The organism is Bacillus sp. F2HM, assembly GCF_019266135.1.
Classification (GTDB): domain Bacteria; phylum Bacillota; class Bacilli; order Bacillales; family Bacillaceae; genus Bacillus; species Bacillus safensis.
On the sequence record NZ_LRMO01000012.1, the window covers coordinates 66,104 to 83,149 of the forward strand.

The window sequence follows — 17,046 nt, forward strand, 5'->3', positions numbered from 1 at the left end:
GATTTTATCGGCTTTTCTTATTTATTTTCTCAGCTTGAGCACAAGATCTTCGTCAGGCGTGACAAATAATGTTTGCTGCTGATCATACGTAACAAAGCCAGGCTTTGCTCCATTCGGTTTTTTCACATGCCGGATTTTTGTATAGTCGACAGGAACGGAACCAGACTCTTTTGCTTTCGAAAAGTAGGCGGCAATTTGAGCCGCTTCAAGCAGCGTTTGTTCATCAGGTGCTTGGTGACGAATGACGACATGTGATCCAGGAATATCCTTTGTATGCAGCCAAATATCATCACGAGCAGCTGCCTTTGTAGTCAAATACTCGTTTTGTTTGTTGTTTTTTCCGACTAAAATTGGAATGCCTTGGGACGACTCGTACGTTTCGAGCTGAATGGCCGCCGGTTTTTTCTTTTTGGCGTGGCGCTTTTGTTTGGCGCGCAAATATTTTCCTTCAATAAGCTCTTCTCTCATTTCCTCTAAATCCTTTGGCGAAGCAGAGGACAGCTGCTGAATCAGCTCTTCAAAATAAGCAATTTCTTCATGTGTCCGCTTAATTTGTTCATTTACAGCTTCTACTGCATTTTTTGCCTTTTGATATTTTGTAAAGTATGCTTGTGCATTTTCAGAAGGGGTTTTGTTTGTTTTAAGCGGGATCGTGATTTCTCCGCCGTCTTCATCGTAATAATTGATGACAGTCGCTTCTTTATCCCCTTTATTGATCGCATATAAATTGGCTGTTAACAATTCGCCATAGAGCTGATATTTGTGTGCATCCTGAGATTCTTCAAGGGTTCTTTTTAGCTTTTTCAGCTTGTTTTCATTTTTCTTTTTTTCATTGACGACAAACCGTTCAAGGTCAGCTGCCTGTTGTTTGACTCTGTCTCTCTCAGCTTTTCCAAAATAAAAGCGGTCAAGCAGCTGGCTGAGTGAGTCGAATGTCTTCATCTCGCCTTGGACATGCTGAAGCTCTAATAAATAGAAATACTCTTTCCCGTCTTTTCTTGTAAGCTGCGGCGTAAAAGAATGCATGCGAATGAGCTGGAACATGTCGAGCAGTGTATTTGGAATCGTTTCTTGATTAGCAAGACCGGCCCGGTGTACTGCTTCCTTTGCAAACAGCGGGGAAACCCCAGAGAAGGTATTGACAATTTGATTTGCGATCTTTCCTTCTTGAAAGCGTAAATGCTTCAAAATATCATCCTTTGTCACGTCAAAAGGATTCAATTTTTGCTGTGCAGGCGGCAGTAGGTATTCATAACCAGGAAGTACCGTTCGATAGCTGTTCACAGATGGTGAAAGGTGTTTCAGACCATCAATGATCTGCTGCGTTCCATCCTCTACAAGAATGAAGTTGCTATGACGTCCCATGATTTCAATGTAAAGCTTACGCGTCTGTTCATCGCCGATTTCATTTCGGCTTCGCACATGAAGCACGATCACCCGGTCAAATCCAATCTGTTCAAAACGTTCAATGAAGCCGCCCTCAAGATGCTTTCTGAGAAGCATACAAAACATTGGTGGCTCGCTTGGATTGTCGTATTGATGCTCTGTGAGCTGCACTCTCGCATAGCTCGGATGAGCCGATAAAAGGAGCTTATGATTTTTCCCGTTTGCCCGAATATGAAAAATCAGCTCGTGTTTATATGGCTGATGGATTTTTGAAATCCTCCCGCCAGTTAATGCCTTTTGCAATTCATTTGTCATACCATATGTAAAAATGCCGTCAAATGACATGTTAGATACACCCTCTTCTTTCACACAAATCTACTGAAAGAACCTTCCGTTTTCTCGTTCTTTAGGCAGTCTTATTATTATAGCATGATTTAGGACGAGTCTGAATAAACTGGCTTATAGAACACTGCATATGAGAGAGAACAAAAGAGGAGTGGACGAGGTCAAATGAATTGGCATGAACTGAACCAAACCGATTTATTAAAAACAATGAATACATCGATAGGTGACGGACTGTCAGAAAAAGATGTACAAAAGCGGCTTGAAAAACACGGGCCAAATGAATTGCAGGAAGGAAAAAAGGCGTCGGCTCTGATCATTTTTTTAGCACAGTTTAAAGATTTCATGGTGTTAATCTTGCTTGCAGCAACAATCATTTCTGCCTTTTTAGGAGAATACATTGATGCTGTTGCGATTGTGGCCATTGTTATGATTAATGGTGTACTCGGCTTTTATCAAGAACGCCGGGCGGAAAAATCCCTTCAAGCGTTAAAGGAATTATCAACTCCGCACGTGTATGCAAGGAGAAATAATGAATGGGTCAAGATCCCGTCTAAACATCTCGTGCCAGGGGATATTGTGAAATTTTCAAGCGGAGATCGGATTGGGGCAGATATTAGATTACTAGAAACAAAGAGCTTAGAAATTGAGGAGTCCGCTCTCACTGGTGAGTCTATCCCAGCGGTCAAACACGCAAGTCCGCTTTCAAGCGGCCATGTTTCGCTTGGGGATTTAACGAACATGGCCTTTATGGGGACGCTTGTTACTAGAGGCAGCGGCGTAGGGGTTGTCATTGGTACAGGAATGAATACAGCGATGGGACAAATTGCCGGTATGCTGGATGCAGCAGATAATATGGAAACGCCGCTGCAAAGGCGTCTCGAGCAGCTTGGAAAAATTCTGATTGTGGCTGCTTTGTTTTTAACGGTGCTCGTTGTTGTTCTTGGTGTAGTGCAAGGACATGAATTGTATCATATGTTCCTAGCGGGAGTATCTCTTGCTGTGGCGGCGATTCCAGAAGGACTGCCGGCGATCGTCACTGTCGCCCTTTCCCTAGGGGTGCAGCGGATGATCAAACAAAAATCGATTGTCAGAAAGCTCCCGGCAGTGGAAACACTCGGCTGCGCGTCAATCATTTGCTCTGATAAAACAGGAACGATGACGCAAAATAAAATGACCGTGACCCATGTATGGGCGGAGGGAAAAACGTGGAATATTTCTGGCACAGGCTACGAGCCATCCGGTGACTTTACCTTAAACGGTGAAATCGTCCATGCCGACAAGCACCCAAGCCTGCAAAAGGTGTTATTATACGGGGCGCTTTGTAATACATCGACCATTGTTGAAAAAGACGGGGAGATGAGGCTTGATGGCGATCCGACAGAGGGAGCGCTCCTTACCGCAGCACGTAAAGCGGGTTTTACAGAGCAATTCATCGAAGCTGGATTTCATGTCATTGAGGAGTTTCCTTTTGACTCAGAAAGAAAGATGATGTCAGTCGTCGTTGAAACGAATCAAAAAGAGCGGTATGTCATTGCAAAAGGTGCGCCGGATGTACTAATGAACCGTTCAAGTTATATCATGCACGGCGGACGCACAGCTTCTTTTTCAACCACTCACAGGCAAGAAACAGAAGCAGCGATTCAAGGCTTAGCAAGACAGGCGCTTAGAACGATTGCCATTGCGTATAAAAAAGTTGGTCTGACAGAAAAAATCACCTCTGTACAGCAGGCTGAAACCGATCTAACATTTATCGGGTTAGAGGGCATGATCGATCCACCGCGTCCTGAAGTCAGACGAGCGATTAAAGAGTGCCGGGATGCTGGCATTAAAACGGTCATGATTACAGGGGACCACGTGGAAACGGCCAAAGCGATCGCCAAAGACTTGAGCCTTTTACCGAAGCAAGGACAGGTGCTCGACGGAAAAGCGCTTGATCAGATGAGCGACAAAGAGCTTGAGCAAACGGCTGAAAATGTATATGTCTTTGCCCGGGTTTCCCCTGAGCATAAGCTGAGAATTGTCAAAGCCTATCAAAAAAATGGTCATGTTGTGGCGATGACAGGTGACGGGGTCAATGATGCGCCTGCCATTAAACAAGCAGATATCGGCATCTCCATGGGCATCACAGGAACAGATGTAGCCAAAGAGGCGTCTTCTCTTATTTTACTTGACGACAACTTTGCGACCATTAAATCCGCCATTAAAGAAGGCCGGAATATTTATGAAAACATTCGTAAGTTTGTCCGTTATTTGCTGGCATCAAATGTCGGAGAAATTTTGGTCATGCTGTTTGCGATGCTCCTCGCGCTGCCGCTGCCACTCGTTCCTATACAAATCTTATGGGTAAACCTTGTCACAGATGGTCTCCCGGCTATGGCACTTGGCATGGATAAGCCAGAAGGCGATGTCATGAAGAGAAAGCCGCGGAATGTGAAAGAGGGCATTTTTGCTAGAGGGCTTGGGTGGAAGGTGATCTCAAGAGGATTCCTCATCGGGCTTGCGACCCTTTTGGCATTTATATTTGTGTATCACCGCGATCCAAACAACCTGCAATATGCGCAGACTGTCGCATTTAGTACGCTTGTATTGGCGCAGCTCATTCATGTATTTGACTGCCGCAGTGAACGGTCCATTTTTGAACGTAATCCATTTGGGAACCTCTATTTGATCGGTGCGGTTTTGTCATCACTTTTACTCATGCTTGTGGTTATTTATTACCCGCCGCTTCAACCAATTTTCAAAACGGTCGCGGTTGCACCAATTGATTGGCTACTGATCATCGGGATGTCTGCACTGCCAACTTTTTTACTGGCAGGATCACTTTTGACAAGAAAAAAATAATTCATTATGGTATAATTTTGAGGTAATAGTGTCTGCTATTACCTTTTTCATTTTATTAATATGAAAGAATTGGGTGTTTTAACATGATACGCAGTATGACGGGATTCGGCCAAGCGAGTAAAACGGATGGAGAACTGACAGTGTCAGTTGAGCTAAAATCGGTCAATCACCGTTTTAAAGAGGTTCATGCCCGTTTGCCGAGGCCGCTTTTATATTTCGAAGATACATTAAAAAAGATCATTCTTCGTCACGTGCAGCGCGGTAGGATTGAGCTGTTTGTCACGATTGAAGGCGGTAAACTAGCAAGCCGGTCCTTACAGATCGACTGGCCGCTGCTTGATGAATACATGAAAGCCGCACAAGACCTCGAAGAACGCTATCACATTTCAGGCATTCAGCATGCACATGACTTACTGGGGCTGGAGCTTGCCGTTCAGGTGGAAGAGTCAGCCAGCCGAAATGAACAGCTAGAGCAGCTGCTGATGGAAGCTTGCGAGGCTGCTGTCAAGGAGCTTTGCTTCATGAGAGAGCAAGAGGGAGCATCACTACAAAAAGACTGTGAACTGAGGCTTTCTGAACTAGAGGCCTATACAGAAGAAATCAAAGTCTTTGCACCAGAGGTTGTGAGTCAGTACAAAGAACGATTGAATCAGCGATTGCAAGAATGGATCGGAGAGGCGCTTGACGAGAGCAGACTGACTACAGAGGCTGCCATCTTTGCTGACCGGTGTGACATTACAGAAGAGATTACGAGATTAAAAAGTCATTTTCAGCAGTTTCAGCAAATCTTGCTGCAAGGCGGTGCTGCCGGCCGAAAACTTGACTTCCTTGTACAGGAGCTCAACCGTGAAGTGAACACCATTGGATCAAAAGCAAACCATCACCATTTAACAAAGCTGGTGGTTGAAATGAAAAGTGCTATTGAAAAAATAAAAGAACAAGTGCAAAATATAGAATAGTCATTGTGTATGCTGTTTACAGTGCGTCTCTTTCGGCGAGACTAGAGACGTTTATATTACAGGGGGACGAAAGAAGATGACCATAAAGTTGATCAATATCGGATTTGGAAACATCATTTCAGCGAATCGGATGATTTCGATCGTCAGTCCGGAATCAGCACCGATTAAACGAATGATACAAGACGCAAGAGATCGAGGCATGCTCATAGATGCTACATACGGAAGAAGAACCCGTGCTGTTGTCATTATGGACAGTGACCATGTCATCTTATCTGCCGTTCAGCCTGAGACTGTCGCGCAAAGACTTTCTGTAAAAGAAGAAATCATAGATGAAGGGCAGGGGTAATACGCCATTATGAAAGAAAGAGGACTTTTAATCGTTCTCTCTGGACCTTCGGGAGTTGGAAAAGGAACGGTCAGACAAGCCATTTTCTCCCAGGAAGATACGAAATTTGAATACTCTATTTCTGTGACGACACGCAAACCGCGTGAAGGTGAAAGAAATGGTGTCGATTATTTCTTTAAAACCAGGGAAGAATTTGAACATATGATTGAAAACAAAAAGCTGTTAGAATGGGCAGAGTACGTCGGGAATTACTACGGCACGCCTGTTGACTATGTAGAACAGACATTAAGCGAAGGAAAAGATGTTTTCCTTGAAATTGAAGTGCAAGGTGCACTTCAAGTAAGAGAAGCATTCCCGGAAGGTCTATTTATTTTCCTTGCACCGCCTAGTCTTTCAGAACTTCAAAACCGTATCATTACACGCGGTACAGAATCTGAAGAGCTCATTCGAAACCGAATGGCCGCTGCGAAAGAAGAAATTGAAATGATGGATGCTTACGATTATGTCGTTGAAAACGATGATGTCGAGCTTGCTTGTGAAAGAATCAAAGCGATCGTCCTTGCCGAACATCTGCGCAGAGACAGAGTCGCACCAAGATATAAAAAAATGCTGGGGGTAGAATAAACCATGTTAGATCCTTCAATTGACTCATTGATGAACAAACTTGATTCAAAATATACACTTGTAACAGTGTCTGCACGCCGTGCACGTGAAATGCAGATCCACCAAGATCAGCAAATTGAAAACACAAAGTCTTACAAATTCGTAGGCAAAGCACTAGAAGAAATCGACGCTGGTCTTTTGACATTTGAAAAAGAGGATCAAGAATAACACATCGCTTCTGCTATGCAGATACGATACGTTCAAAAAAGTCAAAACTATGATTGGTTTTGACTTTTTTGAATTGTAGACGAATTTGTGAAAAAGGCCGTTAAGGGGGACAAACAAATGTTACAGTCAAAAAATATTTTGCTCGGTGTCAGCGGAGGAATCGCCGTATATAAAGCAGCAGCACTTACTAGTAAACTTGTACAAGCAGGCGCAAATGTCAGAGTGATTATGACGGAATCTGCTCGTGAGTTTGTGTCTCCGCTTACCTTCCAAGCACTGTCTCGGCATGAGGTATATGTGGATACATTCAAAGAAAACAATCCAAAAGTCATTGCGCATATTGACGTAGCTGACTGGGCCGATCTCATTCTTGTTGCCCCTGCAACAGCACATACAATTGGTAAAATGGCCGCTGGACTTGCAGATGATATGCTCACGACGACTTTGCTTGCTTCAACAGCACCTGTATGGATCGCACCAGCGATGAATGTGCATATGTACGATCACCCGGCTGTGAAACGGAACATTCGCACATTATATGAAGACGGGTACCGGTTTATTGAGCCAAGTGAAGGTTATTTAGCCTGCGGGTACATTGGAAAAGGGCGATTAGAAGAGCCTGAAAAAATTGTAGAACACATCCGTGCTTTTTTTGAAGAGCCAAAAAGCTTACCGCTCTCAGGAAAAAAAGTCGTCGTGACAGCAGGCCCTACACGTGAAGTCATCGACCCTGTCCGGTTCTTTACAAACCGTTCTAGTGGAAAAATGGGCTATGCGATTGCAGAGGCTGCTCAGCAAATGGGGGCAGATGTTACGCTGATTTCTGGACCTGTTTCTTTAACTGAACCTGACCACGTACATGTAGTGCACGTTGAATCAGCTGAGGAGATGTATCGAGCTGCGCTAGATGTATACGGAGAAGCTGATCTTGTCATTAAATCAGCAGCTGTCGCCGATTACACCCCTGTCACGACATATGCTCATAAAATGAAAAAACAGGACGGCGCTCTGGACATTGAATTCACCCGGACAAAAGATATTTTAAAAGAGCTGGGGAAAAGAAAAGAGCATCAAGTGCTGGTCGGTTTTGCAGCTGAAACGCAGGATGTAGAATATTATGCGAAAAAGAAAATTGAATCAAAGCATCTAGATATGATTGTCGCCAATAACGTCACAAAAGAGGGTGCCGGCTTTGGTACAGATACCAATGTGGCAGCGATGATCAAAGCAGATGGTACAAAAAAAGAGCTGCCGATGATGAGCAAAAAAGACCTCGCTTTTGAAATTTTAAAGGAGGCAATACAGCTGCTTCCAGAAGAGCGTGATCGAGCATGATTGCTGAAGTCATCGTAGATGTCACAACGAAAGCCATTGACCGGCCATTTGATTACCGTGTACCAGATCGATTCAAAGATCTCGTCAAAGCGGGAATGAGGGTGGTCGTTCCCTTTGGCCCGAGGAAGATTCAAGGGTTTGTGACAAAAGTCAAAGATGAAACAGACATCAAGACAGGAAACATCAAAGAGATTGTCGATTTATTTGATTTATCACCTGTTCTGACAGATGAGCTATTGGAGCTTTCCCACTGGCTGACGGAAAAAACATTGTCCTATCATATCACGGCACTTCAATCGATGCTGCCCGCAGCCATGAAGGCAAAGTATGAAAAAGAAATTCAGGTGCTTTCAGAGGAGGAACTTCCGCAGTCATTGAAAGAGCTTTTCGGTCAGCGAGAAAGCATTCTTTATGCTGACATCCCGGCTGAACAATTAAAACAGATTCAAAAGCATGTCCAAAAAGGTCATCTAGAGGTGAGATACCATGTTTCGCAAAAATCTGGAAAGAAAAAGGTCCGCATGCTCCAGATGGCTGTATCGAAAGAAAAACTTGCAGAAAAACACCAGCAGCTAAAGAAAAATGCGGTGAAACAAAAAGCACTGATCTCCTATCTGCTTGAAGCGGGAGAGATAACCTTTTTAGCGAAAGACTTGCAGCAGCAAACAGGCGCAAGTTCTCAAACGCTTAAAACCTTTATTCAAGAAGGGCTGTTAACAGAAAGCTATGAAGAGGTCTATCGAGACCCTTATCGTGACAGGGAGTTTACACCATCAGCTTCACTTGATCTCACGCCAGAGCAAAGAGAGGCGGCCAAGCATATTCATCAAGCAGTGAGTGATGATCAGCACGAAACCTTTCTTTTGCACGGGGTGACAGGAAGCGGCAAAACGGAGATTTACTTGCAGACAATCGATCATGTTCTTCAAAAAGGAAAAGAAGCGATCGTTTTAGTTCCTGAAATCTCGTTAACCCCTCAAATGGTGCAGCGATTTAAAGAACGATTTGGCTCAAATGTGGCTGTTCTTCACAGCGGCTTATCGACAGGAGAAAAATATGATGAATGGCGGAAAATCCATCGCAAGGAAGTGAAGCTTGTCGTTGGCGCAAGATCTGCTGTTTTCGCTCCATTTGAAAATCTAGGCATGATTATTATAGATGAAGAGCATGAATCCTCTTATAAACAAGAAGAAATGCCTCGTTACCATGCCAAGGATGTCGCCATTGAACGAGCAGGTCGGCATCAATGTCCAGTCGTATTAGGCAGTGCAACACCTTCACTTGAAACCTATGCACGTGCGAAAAAAGGCGTCTATACATTGCTGTCGCTCAAACACCGCGTCAACCAGCAGCAGCTGCCGCACGTTTCGTTAATTGATATGAGAGAAGAACTAAGAAATGGCAACCGCTCCATGTTTTCAGAGGAATTAATGCTTAGGTTAAAGGAAGTGCTTGAAAGAAAAGAACAAGCCGTTTTATTTCTGAACAAAAGAGGCTATTCATCCTTTGTCATGTGCCGTGATTGCGGATATGTAGAGCAATGTCCTCATTGCGAAATTTCTCTTACCTATCACCGCTATCAAAAACGGCTGAAGTGCCATTATTGTGGTCACGAAGCACCAGTACCTGCTGAATGTCCAGAATGCCACAGTGAGCATATTCGCTATTTTGGTACGGGAACGCAGCGTGTAGAAGAAGAGCTGACAAAGGTATTGCCTGAGGCGCGTGTGATCCGAATGGATGTGGATACAACGTCTCGTAAAGGTGCTCACGAAAAGCTTCTTACCTCTTTTGGCAATAAAGAGGCGGACATTTTACTCGGGACGCAAATGATTGCAAAGGGACTGGATTTCCCAGATGTCACACTTGTTGGTGTTCTCAGTGCGGATACATCCCTTCACATCCCTGATTTCCGTTCAAGTGAAAAAACATTTCAGCTTCTCACACAGGTCAGCGGCAGGGCAGGGCGACATGAAAAAGCGGGCTCGGTTATTATTCAATCTTATACGCCTTCTCACTATAGTATTGAATTAACGAAGCAGCATGACTACGAAGCCTTTTATGAACAGGAGATGCTGCATCGCCGCCACCAGTCCTATCCGCCGTATTACTTTTTGGCGATGGTGACAGTGTCACATGAGGAAGTGACGAAGGCAGCACATGTGACTGATCAAATTGTCCAGTTCCTAAAAATGAATTGTGCACCGAATACGCGAATCCTTGGTCCGGCTGCATCACCAATCGCTAAGATCAAAGATAGATATCGCTATCAATGCGTGATAAAATACAAAAGGGAAAATGAACTGGCAAGTTTACTACGGAAAATACAAGACCATTATCAAAAGGAAATGGAACAAAAACAATTGATGATTTCAATAGATATGAATCCATATATGATGATGTAAAACGGAGGGCTATAAGTGGCAGTAAAACCAATAGTCATACATCCGGCAGAAGTGCTTGAACAAAAGACAGAGCGTGTTGATACGTTCGATAAAAAGCTTAAAAAACTGCTGGATGATATGTATGATACAATGCTTGAGCTGGATGGAGTTGGACTAGCAGCACCACAAATCGGTGTTTCAAAAAGAATCGCTGTTGTAGATATCGGAGAAGAATCTGGCAGAATTGACTTAGTGAACCCCGAGGTGCTTGAAGTAGAAGGAAGCCAGACAGATATTGAAGGCTGCCTGAGCTTTCCATCTTTATACGGCACTATAGAGAGACCGAACTATGTGAAGGTAAAAGCCTATGATAAGAAAGGCAAACCATTTACAATAGAAGCAGACGGATTTTTAGCAAGAGCTTTATTGCACGAAATTGATCATTTAGACGGCATTTTATTTACGTCAAAAATCATTGAAACCTATACAGAAAAAGAACTTGCGGAAATGGAAGGGTGAAGAAAATGGCACGTATCGTATTTATGGGAACCCCTGATTTCTCAGTACCTGTGCTGCAAACACTAATAACAGAAGGATACGAAGTGGTAGGGGTCGTCACGCAGCCAGACCGCCCGAAAGGAAGAAAGCGAGTGCTCACACCGCCTCCTGTGAAAGTGGAAGCCTTAAAACACGGCATTCCTGTGTTGCAGCCTGAAAAGGTACGCCTAGATGAAGAAATTGATAAAGTGCTTGCATTACAGCCGGATTTAATCGTCACAGCGGCATTTGGACAAATTCTACCTAAACGGTTACTTGATGAACCTAAGTTTGGCTGTATCAATGTTCATGCCTCGCTCCTGCCAGAACTAAGAGGCGGCGCGCCGATTCATTATGCGATCCTTCAAGGCAAAAAGAAAACAGGCGTTACGATCATGTACATGGTGGAAAGGCTCGATGCAGGTGACATGATCAGTAAAGTAGAAGTGGAAATCGATGAATTAGACAATGTTGGAACACTGCATGACAAATTAAGTACAGCTGGTGCCGCACTTCTAAAAGATACGGTGCCAAATGTTCTGAGCGGGTCTATTTCTCCGATTCCGCAAAATGAAGAAGCCGCCACATACGCACCAAATATTAAGCGGGAGCAAGAAAGATTAGACTGGACAAAAACCGGTGAAGAGCTTTACAACCAAGTTCGCGGGCTAAATCCATGGCCAGTTGCCTATACTGAATGGAACGGCGCTCATCTAAAAGTATGGGAAGCGAAAAAGGTTCCGCTGCAAGCGCAAGAAGAACCTGGGAAAGTGATTGAGCTTCAAAAAGAAGGTCCGGTCATTGGAACGGGGAATAAGCAAGGCCTCTTGTTAACAGGTGTGCAGCCGGCTGGTAAGAAAAAAATGAGCGGCGAAGACTTCTTAAGAGGCGCAAATATCGAAATTGGACAGAAATTAGGGTTAATGAATGAAGAAAAGTAATGTGAGAGAAGTAGCGCTGGACGCTTTAATCAAACTCGAACAAAACCAAGCTTACAGTAATTTGCTTTTGCAGTCAGTCATGAAAGATAAAGACTTAGCTGATCAGGACAAACCGCTGTTAACAGAGCTTGTATATGGTACACTGCAAAATAAACTGGCATTAGATTATATGCTGACGCCCTTTGTGAAAAAACCGCAAAAGGTCGCTCCATGGGTGATGCAGCTTTTGCGGATGTCTCTTTATCAAATGGTGTACCTTGAAAAAATACCAGATCGTGCAGCCATTCATGAAGCGGTCGAGCTAACGAAAAAGCGCGGGCACAAAGGCATTTCTTCACTTGTGAACGGTGTTCTTCGTTCCGTGCAAAGAGAAGGCGTTCCGTCATTTGATGCGATCAAAGATCCCGTAAAGCGGCTGTCCATTGAGACAAGCCACCCATTATGGCTTGTGCAGGAATGGGTTCAGGCGTACGGGTTTGAAGCGGCAGAAAGCATGTGCCGCATTCATTTAGTCCCGCCAAAGCAAACCCTTCGTGTCAATCGAATGAAAACTGACCGCACGGCACTGCAGCAAAAACTAATGGATGCAGGCATCGAAACGGAGCTTGGCGACTTATCTGAAGATGCACTTAAGCTCATGAAAGGGTCCATCGTCTCAACCCCTTCTTTTCAAGAAGGCTATGTGACGATACAAGATGAAAGCTCGATGCTTGTCGCAAGAACGCTCGACCCTCAGCCGGGAGAAACAGTGCTTGACGCCTGTGCGGCTCCTGGCGGAAAATCAACACATATTGCAGAACGTATGAATGATGAGGGCAAAATTGTTTCTCTTGATTTACATGAACACAAAGTGAAACTCATCAAACAAGCAGCAAAACGTCTGAACCTTACTCACATTGAGGCAAAAGCACTTGATGCAAGGAAAGCGGCAGACTATTACAGCGAAGCTTCGTTTGACCGTATTCTCATTGATGCACCGTGTTCCGGTTTTGGCGTCATTAGACGAAAACCAGATATGAAATATACAAAGTCTAAAGAAGACTCAGCAAGGCTTGCGTCTATCCAGCAGGCCATTTTAAAGGAAGCGGCCCCGCTTTTAAAACCGGGCGGAACCCTTGTATACAGTACGTGTACAATGGACCCAACAGAAAATCAACAAGTGATTCATGCGTTTTTACAAGAACACCAAGACTTCGAACCCGATCTATCTCTTAATGAACGGCTGCCTGAGCAGGTTGCTCCGTTTGTTCAAAACGGAAGTGTACAAATTCTTCCTCATTATTTCGGAACAGATGGTTTCTTTATTTGCAGCATGAGAAAGAAGGGATAAAAAATGACAGAACAAAAAGTAAGAAAAGAACTGAAGACAGAAATGCCGTCGATCTACTCATTTGAGCTTCACGAAATGAAAGAATGGTTAAAAGAACAAGGCGAAAAGCCTTTCCGCGCAGCTCAAATTTTCGAGTGGCTTTATGAGAAACGTGTGACATCCTTTGACGATATGTCTAACCTTTCAAAGGATTTAAGAGAAAAATTAAAAAATCAATTTGCGATCACCACATTAAAAACCGTGATCAAACAAACGTCTCAAGACGGAACGATCAAGTTTTTATTTGAATTACATGATGGCTATACGATTGAAACAGTACTGATGCGCCACGAATACGGCAACTCTGTCTGTGTCACAACTCAGGTTGGCTGCCGAATCGGCTGTACATTCTGTGCATCTACACTTGGCGGGTTAAAACGAAACCTTGAAGCAGGAGAAATCGTTGCTCAAGTATTGAAAGTGCAGCAGGCACTTGACGAAACAGATGAGAGAGTCAGCTCGGTTGTCATCATGGGAATTGGTGAACCGTTTGATAACTTTGACGAAATGCTTGCCTTCCTTAAAATCATCAACCATGACAACGGCTTAAATATTGGCGCGCGTCATATTACAGTGTCGACAAGCGGAATCATTCCAAAGATCTATCAATTCGCTGATGAGCAAATGCAAATCAATTTTGCTGTCTCCCTGCATGCACCGAACACAGAGATCAGAAGCCGTCTGATGCCGATCAATAAGGCATATAAGCTGCCAAAATTAATGGAAGCCATTGAATACTACATTCAAAAAACGGGTAGACGTGTCAGCTTTGAATACGGCCTGTTTGGCGGAGTAAATGATCAAGTGCATCATGCAGAAGAGCTTGCAGACTTATTAAAAGGAATCAAGTGCCATGTGAACCTCATTCCGGTGAACTATGTACCGGAAAGGGATTATGTAAGAACACCGAGAGAACAAATCTTCCTATTTGAAAAAACGCTGAAAGAACGCGGCGTAAACGTAACGATTAGACGAGAGCAAGGCCATGATATTGATGCTGCTTGCGGTCAGCTAAGAGCGAAGGAGCGTCAGGAAGAGACGAGGTGACGAATGTTGATAAGGGCAGCCTTTCAAACCGATACAGGAAAAGTCCGTCAGCATAATGAAGATGATGCAGGTATTTTTGAAGCAAAAGAAGACACCCTTCTAGCTGTTGTAGCAGATGGAATGGGAGGTCATCTTGCTGGTGATGTCGCCAGCAGGATGGCCGTCTCTTCTTTAAAAGAATACTGGGAAGAAACATCTTCAATCCCAGCAAAACCAGCAGAGCAAGAAAGCTGGTTAATCTCAAAAATAAGTGACATTAATGATCAAGTATATGAACATGCGAAAAACAATGAGGAGTGCCAAGGAATGGGGACAACCATTGTTTGTGCGCTCGTTCATTTGCAAACGGTCACAATTGCCCATATTGGCGACAGCCGCTGCTACTTGCTAAGAGAAGGAGCACTGACCCAGCTAACAGATGACCATTCACTTGTAAATGAGCTTGTGAAAACAGGTGAAATTTCTAAAGAGGATGCAGAATATCATCCAAGAAAAAATGTGCTTACGAAAGCATTAGGAACAGATAAACACGTTCAAATTGATGCACATACCTTTGAAGTGGACCCAGGAGATCAAATCCTGCTTTGCTCAGATGGTTTATCAAATAAAGTAGAAGAAGAGAATTTGATTCATATTTTAACGCAAACGACCGCACCAGATGAAAAAGTAACAGCATTAATCCAAACAGCGAATGACAACGGCGGTGAAGATAACATTACAGCAGTATTGTTAGAAATCTCCTCCCAGCCAGAGGAGGGTGACAGCAAGTGTTGATCGGAAAACGGATCAGCGGCCGTTATCAGATTCTTCGCGTCATAGGCGGAGGCGGAATGGCAAACGTTTATTTGGCGGAGGACATGATTTTAGATCGCGAAGTTGCGATTAAAATTTTGCGCTTTGACTTTGCAAGCGATGATGATTTTATTAGACGTTTCCGGCGCGAGGCGCAATCAGCCGCAAGCTTAGATCATTCAAATATTGTCAGCATCTACGATGTAGGGGAAGAAGATGACATTTATTATATTGTCATGGAATATGTCGAGGGGATGACGCTGAAAGAATACATACATGCCAATGGCCCGCTTCATCCGAAAGAAGCCGTTCGCATTATGGAGCAAGTGGTTGCGGCGATGGAAGAAGCCCATGCAAAGCAGCTCGTCCACCGGGACATTAAGCCCCACAATATATTAATAGACAACATGGGGAATATTAAAGTCACTGATTTTGGGATTGCCATTGCACTCAGCTCAGCGACCATCACCCACACAAATTCGGTTCTAGGATCCGTGCACTATTTGTCTCCAGAGCAAGCCCGCGGAGGTCTTGCGACGAAAAAGTCAGACATCTATTCACTTGGAATTGTGCTCTATGAACTCATTTCTGGACGCATGCCATTTGAAGGGGAATCAGCTGTCAGTGTTGCGCTGAAGCATTTGCAATCAGAGCCGCCATCTGTAAGAAGGTGGAATCCTTCTGTTCCACAAAGCGTGGAAAACATCATTTTAAAGGCAATGGCCAAAGATCCATTTTATCGATATGAAGATGCATCTGAAATGCAAAAAGATTTACAAACTGCTTTCGACCCTTCAAGACTAAAAGAAAAACGCTTTGTCATTGAAGAGGATCATGAAGCAACGAAAGCGATCCCAATCATTCAAGATCATCAAGTCGATCAAGACAATGAAAAAACAGCTGTCCATCCGGTGCAAAAACCGAAGAAAAAAGAGAAACAAAAGCCGAAAAAGAAACGAAAAAAATGGCCTTGGGTTGTGGCATCCATCCTGTTTATTCTAACTGCTGCGACCATTTTAGCCATCACTGTGTTTCCCGGACTGCTCTTTCCAAAAGATGTTGAGGTCTCTGATGTATCTGGCATGACGATTGAAAAAGCAGAGGACACCTTGAAGAAAGCCGGCTTTACCGTTGCCTCTGAACCAATTGAGATCGCTGATGAAAAAATTGAAAAAGGGCTTGTCGTCAAAACAGACCCGAAAATCGGCACAAAGGTAAAAGAAGGAACCGAGATTCAGCTTTACCAAAGTACTGGCAAAGAAAAGACCGAATTACCTGATGTAACAGGTGAAAAGGTCGATAAAGCAAAAGAATTATTAGAGAAAAAAGGGTTTAAGCAAGTTGTTGTGGAGGAAGTAAATGATAATGACACCGAATCTGGGATTGTCATGGAACAGAAACCTTCAGCGAGTACTGAGCTTGTGGCAGCAGATGAAGAAGTGACGTTGACGGTCAGCATAGGTCCTGCCGATATTACATTGCGGGATTTAACGACATATAGTAAACAGGCTGCATCGAATTATTTAGAGGATAACGGATTAAAGCTTGATGAAAAAGAAGCGTATTCTGATGATGTACCAAAAGGTGAGGTCATGAAGCAGGAGCCAGGAGCAGGTACTGCTGTGAAACCAGGGGATACGGTTAAAATCACCTTCTCACTTGGACCGAAGAAAAAACCGGCTAAAACGGTAACTGAGAAGATTGCCATCCCGTATGAGCCAGTCACTGAAGGGCAAGAGATGACCGTTCAGATTTCCATTGACGATGCTGAGCATAGCATTTCTGATTCATATGAAACCTTTAACATCACTGCCCCAACTGAACGGACCATTAAATTTAAGATTGAACCAGGTCAAAAAGGATACTATCAAGTGACAGTTGATGATAAGGTCGTAAGCTCTAAAACGATCGAATACCCTGACGATGAATAAAG

14 protein-coding genes are annotated in these 17,046 nt (G+C 43.8%); 13 read left to right on the forward strand and 1 reads right to left on the reverse strand.

Annotation, left to right across the window (positions count from 1 at the left end; genetic code table 11):
- Positions 1 to 21 precede the first annotated feature (21 nt).
- Positions 22 to 1,731: an Rqc2 family fibronectin-binding protein gene (locus AWT60_RS09105; RefSeq protein WP_218677152.1), complete on the reverse strand. Its 1,710-nt coding sequence runs from the start codon at positions 1,729 to 1,731 to the stop codon at positions 22 to 24.
- Between the two features lie 165 nt (positions 1,732 to 1,896).
- Between AWT60_RS09105 and AWT60_RS09110 the strand changes: the two genes are divergently transcribed.
- The 13 genes from AWT60_RS09110 (at position 1,897) to pknB (ending at position 17,044) form a co-directional block, all read left to right on the forward strand.
- Positions 1,897 to 4,572: a calcium-translocating P-type ATPase, SERCA-type gene (locus AWT60_RS09110; protein ID WP_218677153.1), complete on the forward strand. Its 2,676-nt coding sequence runs from the start codon at positions 1,897 to 1,899 to the stop codon at positions 4,570 to 4,572.
- An 83-nt stretch (positions 4,573 to 4,655) separates the two neighbouring features.
- Positions 4,656 to 5,531 (forward strand): YicC/YloC family endoribonuclease, encoded by an 876-nt coding sequence (locus AWT60_RS09115; RefSeq protein WP_218677154.1) that lies wholly within the window; start codon positions 4,656 to 4,658, stop codon positions 5,529 to 5,531.
- 76 nt (positions 5,532 to 5,607) lie between these two features.
- Positions 5,608 to 5,877 carry an extracellular matrix/biofilm regulator RemA gene (gene remA, locus AWT60_RS09120; RefSeq protein WP_008344898.1) on the forward strand — a complete coding sequence of 90 codons (270 nt, stop codon included), beginning with the start codon at positions 5,608 to 5,610 and terminating at the stop codon, positions 5,875 to 5,877.
- 9 nt (positions 5,878 to 5,886) lie between these two features.
- A complete protein-coding gene (gene gmk / locus AWT60_RS09125) occupies positions 5,887 to 6,501 on the forward strand; it encodes a guanylate kinase (RefSeq protein ID WP_024424214.1) in 615 nt (204 codons plus the stop codon).
- A 3-nt stretch (positions 6,502 to 6,504) separates the two neighbouring features.
- On the forward strand, positions 6,505 to 6,708 hold the full coding sequence (rpoZ, locus tag AWT60_RS09130) for a DNA-directed RNA polymerase subunit omega (RefSeq protein ID WP_003211647.1): 204 nt from the start codon (positions 6,505 to 6,507) through the stop codon (positions 6,706 to 6,708).
- Positions 6,709 to 6,825: 117 nt separating this feature from the next.
- Positions 6,826 to 8,043 carry a bifunctional phosphopantothenoylcysteine decarboxylase/phosphopantothenate--cysteine ligase CoaBC gene (gene coaBC / locus AWT60_RS09135; protein WP_041084889.1) on the forward strand — a complete coding sequence of 406 codons (1,218 nt, stop codon included), beginning with the start codon at positions 6,826 to 6,828 and terminating at the stop codon, positions 8,041 to 8,043.
- Entirely contained in the window at positions 8,040 to 10,448 is a 2,409-nt protein-coding gene (priA, locus tag AWT60_RS09140; RefSeq protein WP_218677155.1) for a primosomal protein N', read from the forward strand. Before coaBC ends, priA begins: the two co-directional genes overlap by 4 nt.
- A 15-nt stretch (positions 10,449 to 10,463) precedes the next feature.
- Positions 10,464 to 10,946: a peptide deformylase gene (gene def / locus AWT60_RS09145; RefSeq protein ID WP_218677156.1), complete on the forward strand. Its 483-nt coding sequence runs from the start codon at positions 10,464 to 10,466 to the stop codon at positions 10,944 to 10,946.
- A gap of 5 nt (positions 10,947 to 10,951) precedes the next feature.
- The gene (fmt, locus tag AWT60_RS09150; protein ID WP_039178449.1) at positions 10,952 to 11,905 is read left to right on the forward strand and encodes a methionyl-tRNA formyltransferase; all 954 of its coding nucleotides are present in this window, start codon (positions 10,952 to 10,954) and stop codon (positions 11,903 to 11,905) included.
- Entirely contained in the window at positions 11,892 to 13,235 is a 1,344-nt protein-coding gene (gene rsmB, locus AWT60_RS09155) for a 16S rRNA (cytosine(967)-C(5))-methyltransferase RsmB (protein ID WP_218677157.1), read from the forward strand. The genes fmt and rsmB overlap by 14 nt, the downstream gene beginning before the upstream one ends.
- A 3-nt stretch (positions 13,236 to 13,238) precedes the next feature.
- Positions 13,239 to 14,321, forward strand: coding sequence for a dual-specificity RNA methyltransferase RlmN (gene rlmN / locus AWT60_RS09160; RefSeq protein WP_024424208.1), 1,083 nt, complete (start codon positions 13,239 to 13,241; stop codon positions 14,319 to 14,321).
- Between the two features lie 3 nt (positions 14,322 to 14,324).
- Positions 14,325 to 15,095: a Stp1/IreP family PP2C-type Ser/Thr phosphatase gene (locus tag AWT60_RS09165; RefSeq protein WP_034281746.1), complete on the forward strand. Its 771-nt coding sequence runs from the start codon at positions 14,325 to 14,327 to the stop codon at positions 15,093 to 15,095.
- Complete coding sequence (gene pknB / locus AWT60_RS09170; RefSeq protein ID WP_024426959.1) at positions 15,089 to 17,044, forward strand: Stk1 family PASTA domain-containing Ser/Thr kinase; 1,956 nt, start codon at positions 15,089 to 15,091, stop codon at positions 17,042 to 17,044. Before AWT60_RS09165 ends, pknB begins: the two co-directional genes overlap by 7 nt.
- The last annotated feature ends 2 nt before the right edge of the window (positions 17,045 to 17,046 follow it).

Bases quoted from the DNA above. Each gene is read 5' to 3' on its own strand.
- rsmB (WP_218677157.1), top strand. From the start codon at position 11,892: ATGAAGAAAAGTAATGTGAGAGAAGTAGCGCTGGACGCTTTAATCAAA.
- AWT60_RS09115 (WP_218677154.1), top strand. From the start codon at position 4,656: ATGATACGCAGTATGACGGGATTCGGCCAAGCGAGTAAAACGGATGGA.
- rpoZ (WP_003211647.1), top strand. From the start codon at position 6,505: ATGTTAGATCCTTCAATTGACTCATTGATGAACAAACTTGATTCAAAA.
- rlmN (WP_024424208.1), top strand. From the start codon at position 13,239: ATGACAGAACAAAAAGTAAGAAAAGAACTGAAGACAGAAATGCCGTCG.
- AWT60_RS09105 (WP_218677152.1), bottom strand. From the start codon at position 1,731: ATGTCATTTGACGGCATTTTTACATATGGTATGACAAATGAATTGCAA.
- coaBC (WP_041084889.1), top strand. From the start codon at position 6,826: ATGTTACAGTCAAAAAATATTTTGCTCGGTGTCAGCGGAGGAATCGCC.
- AWT60_RS09110 (WP_218677153.1), top strand. From the start codon at position 1,897: ATGAATTGGCATGAACTGAACCAAACCGATTTATTAAAAACAATGAAT.
- priA (WP_218677155.1), top strand. From the start codon at position 8,040: ATGATTGCTGAAGTCATCGTAGATGTCACAACGAAAGCCATTGACCGG.
- remA (WP_008344898.1), top strand. From the start codon at position 5,608: ATGACCATAAAGTTGATCAATATCGGATTTGGAAACATCATTTCAGCG.
- AWT60_RS09165 (WP_034281746.1), top strand. From the start codon at position 14,325: ATGTTGATAAGGGCAGCCTTTCAAACCGATACAGGAAAAGTCCGTCAG.
- fmt (WP_039178449.1), top strand. From the start codon at position 10,952: ATGGCACGTATCGTATTTATGGGAACCCCTGATTTCTCAGTACCTGTG.
- gmk (WP_024424214.1), top strand. From the start codon at position 5,887: ATGAAAGAAAGAGGACTTTTAATCGTTCTCTCTGGACCTTCGGGAGTT.